Origin of the sequence: Rhodococcus sp. NPDC006774 (assembly GCF_040636045.1) — a bacterium.
Taxonomy (GTDB): Bacteria; Actinomycetota; Actinomycetes; order Mycobacteriales; family Mycobacteriaceae; genus Rhodococcoides.
This window is the reverse complement of the sequence record NZ_JBEYIW010000046.1, coordinates 1-4,174: the sequence shown is the minus strand read 5'-3', so window position 1 is coordinate 4,174 and position 4,174 is coordinate 1. Positions and strand designations below refer to the sequence as shown.

The 4,174-nt window shown below is 62.4% G+C and carries 3 protein-coding genes; all 3 read left to right on the top strand.

The features are described 5' to 3' along the window. A partial coding sequence (locus ABZ677_RS27665) for a tetratricopeptide repeat protein (RefSeq protein ID WP_358375268.1) occupies positions 1-2,085 on the top strand: 2,085 nt, incomplete at its 5' end. A gap of 633 nt (positions 2,086-2,718) precedes the next feature. Then, on the top strand, positions 2,719-2,931 hold the full coding sequence (locus ABZ677_RS27660; protein ID WP_358375265.1) for a hypothetical protein: 213 nt from the start codon (positions 2,719-2,721) through the stop codon (positions 2,929-2,931). 301 nt (positions 2,932-3,232) lie between these two features. Beyond that, the gene (locus tag ABZ677_RS27655; RefSeq protein ID WP_358375262.1) at positions 3,233-3,904 is read left to right on the top strand and encodes a hypothetical protein; all 672 of its coding nucleotides are present in this window, start codon (positions 3,233-3,235) and stop codon (positions 3,902-3,904) included. Positions 3,905-4,174: the final 270 nt, after the last annotated feature.

The window sequence follows — 4,174 nt, the reverse complement described above, 5'->3', positions numbered from 1 at the left end:
TTCCACCTGCTGTCGACGATGACACCGCAACCGGTCACGTGGTGGCACAACCCCGCACCAGGGGCACTCGACACCCTCATCACCCGCCTCGACGCGGTCAAGAACGACCCCGCCCGACCCGACGTGGTTGTCCTCGACGACGCCGGATTCAACGGTGTCACCCCCGACACCGGCCTGACCGCACCCCGGATCCGCAAGATCGCATCCCTGACGACGTCGGTGGTGCTGATCGTGCACTCCGCCGACCTCGCGGCCTGGAAAGATCACGCCACCGGTGGGCGTTCGGCCGGCGGCCTCGAGACGATGATGGGCATCGGGGCCAGCCCGGTACTGGTGAACCTGCTCGAAGTCAACGCCGTCGACATCGCCGCCGAACTCGACGACACCGAACTCGCCGCGGCGTCTCAGATGCTCACCGACAACGACACCGGCGACTTCCAAGGCCTGGACCTGACGCGTCTCGCCGAAGCGATGGCCACGGTCGACAAACTGCACGCCGCCGTCCGCACCGCCTACGAACACGGCGGAATGAGGGCCGCGTTGGTCGACGCAGCCATCGATGCCACCATCACCGACCCCGCCGGAGCCGACATCGACTGGCTCCAGACCCTCACCCAGATTCACTACCGCCGCCTCGCACGTAACGCACGCTGGAAACCCGCCCAGTTCGACACCGAATTCGACGACTGGGCCACCACCGGATTCTCACCTGGATCACCCCACACCATCCTCACCCGCACCAACACGAACACACCCGACGGTGTTGGGGGAGAACGGTATCGACTCCTCGACGCCCTCACCCCACGCCTACGGACCGCCGACCGCGACCTCACCCACCTCGACCCCACCACCCTCCCCACCCCACGCATCATCTGCATCACAGAATTCCTGTACGACCACGACCGCATCGACACTGCCATCGTCTGGCTGCTCCCTGCAGCGCACCGCGGCGACCCCGACGCCACATACAACCTCGGCGTCATCGCCTACGAGCTCGGCCGCGACTCCATCGTCGGAGGACACACCGCTGCCGAGTGGTGGCTGATCGCACACGAACACGAACACACCGATGCCACATTCAACCTCGGTCACGCCGCCCATTCAATCGGCCCCGATGCGATCGTCGAAGGACACACCGCCACTCAGTGGTGGGCAATCGCCGCCGAACGCGGAGACACCGACGCAGCAAAGAACCTCGGAACCAATGCCGACAGAATCGGCCCAGATGCAATCGTCGAAGGACACACCGCCTCCGAGTGGTGGGCCCTCGCAGCCCAACTCGGTGACAAAGACGCCGCGTACAACCTCGGAATTACCGCCCACGAGCTCGGCCCCGACGCCATCGTCGAAGGACACACTGCCACCGGATGGTGGGCGATCGCCGCCGAACGCGGAGACGCCGGTGCAGCATTGGACCTCGGATACACCGCCGACAAGCTCGGCCCCGACGCCATCGTCGAAGGACACACCACCACCGGATGGTGGGCGATCGCCGCCGAACGCGGAGACGCCCGTGCAGCATCGAACCTCGGAACCAACGCCGCCAACAAGCTGGGCCTCAACGCCACTATCGAAGGACACACCGCCACTCAGTGGTGGCTAATAGCGCACGAACGCGGAGACGCCCACGCCGCGTACAACCTCGGAAACGCCGCCCGCACGACCGGTTCCGACGCCATCGTCGAAGGACACACCGCCACCACCTGGTGGCTGATCGCGCACGAACGCGGCCACACTGGTGCAGCATTTAACCTCGGAGTCAACGCCTATGAGCTCGGCCCCGGCATGATCGTCGAAGGACACACCGCCACAGAATGGTGGGCGATCGCCTCCGAACTGGGTCACACCGCCGCCTCGTACCACCTCGGAAACGCCGCCCGCAGGACCGGTTCCGATGCCATCGTCGAAGGAAACACTGCCACCGGATGGTGGGCGATCGCCGCCGACAAAGGAAACGCTGCCGCAGCATCGAAACTTGCAGAGATCGCCGACGAACTGGGCCCCGACTCAGTGATCGAGGGTCGTACCGCTCTCGAGTGGCGACGTCTGGATGGCGAGAGCGGCCCCTCCGCGACTGGCTCCTGAATTCAGCGGTATTACCGTAGAACAGGCAACGACTCGGCTCGCCGAAATTCCTGATTTGCCCTCACAAGGATGCCCACTCGTGAGCAATGATCACCGTAATGGCTGGCGGGTACCGGTTTCCGGCTTGCGGGGCCTCGTCCATCTCATGTCCTGGTCTCGCGGGCGCGCTATCTACGCGAGCCTCCAGCATCCCCAAAAATGGGCCGACCACGAAAAGCGTTGCGACAGAGAACATGTAGAGCCTACCGGTAACCCTGCATATCAAAAGTGGTCGTATTGCTCTGCGCCCCGACGTGGGGCATGTGCGGGCAGTCGCTGTCACGGTTCCCCGAGGGTGCCGCTGCCCGTCTTAAGCTGCAGATCATCGATCGAAACCAGCACGGACTGCGCGAAGACTACTTTTCGGCCGGAACAGTTGCTGCCCAGGCCTATTCTCCATCGGCCCGTCGATACACCTCCAGGCACCGTGAACTGTTGGAACAGTACGGTGAGCTGTCGTCGACCTGGGCGGAATCCACTTTGGCTTCATGCTTGCGTCACCTATCGACGAGCTCGTTGTCCGAAGCGTGGGGTGTCGGTGTTGCCGACGCGTGGACGGACGGTCCGGATGCGTTCTGCGTTGTATACCGGTACATGACTGTCGCGAAGACTCTGGGAATTCGGATGACACAATCGGGGCCGCCTCCTGCTGCGGAGACGGCAGACGCTGAGCGCTTCGGCCGAGAAGTGGCCGATTTCGATATCGGAGAACCGTTGGGGACCGTCGCGAACAACCTCCGGCAAGACAAGAACGGTATCGACTGGTGGGGCTACCTCGACGCCGAGACACCGGAGAAGCCCACCTAATTCGTCTCGAGCAACGCATGAACCGCGGCACAGTGTTTCGCAGCCAATCAAGGATCTCTTTCATGGGTCAGGACCCATCGCATCGATCCGCCGCCGAGACGTGCAGACGACGACAAGTGTTGCGCTGCAACAGTATGCATTAGTTTACTGGTAACTCTGCATACCAAGACTGGTCGTATAGCTCAGCCGCTCGCACAGCCAGAAGCAGTTCGACTGTCCCGTACTTCCAAGGCTGGCGGAGCTCGCGTGCGATAACTTAGTTTGCGGCTGCACGCTAATGGGGCCGACGGTGGAGGCCGGTATGGAGTGGGTAGAAGGCATCGATCCGGACGAGCCCGGAGTCCGGCGCGTCCCTTGGAGCAGCGTGGGTGAAAATCCACCCGAGGTGCGTGCACACATCGCTCGCAAGGAAGCCATCCGCGAGCGGAAGGCCAACCGGCGGGAGGTTCATCCCCAACGGAAGCCACCCCTCGAAGACGAGGGCCTACTGGTCGAACCCTCTGAGCGGTACCCGTTCTCGCTCGATGCCGCACTTCTCGGCGGAGTCCAGATGCAGATCGATCGGCTGCGCATCTTCCGAACAGGTCTCCAGTTCGACCTTTCTGCGACAGCCGTTCACGATGGCAGTGGGTTGTTGGGTGACCGTCTCAATCTGACGCATCGCGTGCGTCCTCCCGCGAAACACCGGATATATCTAGGTCTCGTGCTTCCCACAGGCAAGGTGGTGTCCAACAAGAAGAGCTTCGCGTGGGATGCCCCCGAGGACGACGACGAAACGGCACCATGGCTGTACGGGGGACGAAGCTACAGCCGTCCAATGGAGACCGGTGCAACGTACTTTCTTAGCCCCCTCCCCGAATCCGGACCGATCACGTTTTCCATCGCCTACGAGGAACTCGGACTGAACACCGCCGCAAGCGTGTCGATCGACCTCGAACACCTTCTACAGGTCGAAGGACCCGACACCCGATAGCAAGCTTCTGCCGAGGACCGCTCGAAATGCACGGAACGGTCACTGCCGTGTACAGGTCGATCTGTCTGGCTCGATCCTCTCTCGCTAGCTCCTGATATATCCGACAAGCAAAGTGCTGCAATACTATTCAGAACTTTACTTGTAACCCTGCATATCAAACCTGGTCGTACTGCGCGGGACTGTCTGAATAACGGTGGATCCGGTCCTTGGTTCGACACGCCGAGCTGAGCTTGGCGGGAAGGATCGATGATGACCGAAACACTGGATCCC

Excerpts from the sequence above, each read along its gene's own strand:
- ABZ677_RS27660 (WP_358375265.1), top strand. The coding sequence starts at position 2,719 with ATGACTGTCGCGAAGACTCTGGGAATTCGGATGACACAATCGGGGCCG.
- ABZ677_RS27655 (WP_358375262.1), top strand. The coding sequence starts at position 3,233 with ATGGAGTGGGTAGAAGGCATCGATCCGGACGAGCCCGGAGTCCGGCGC.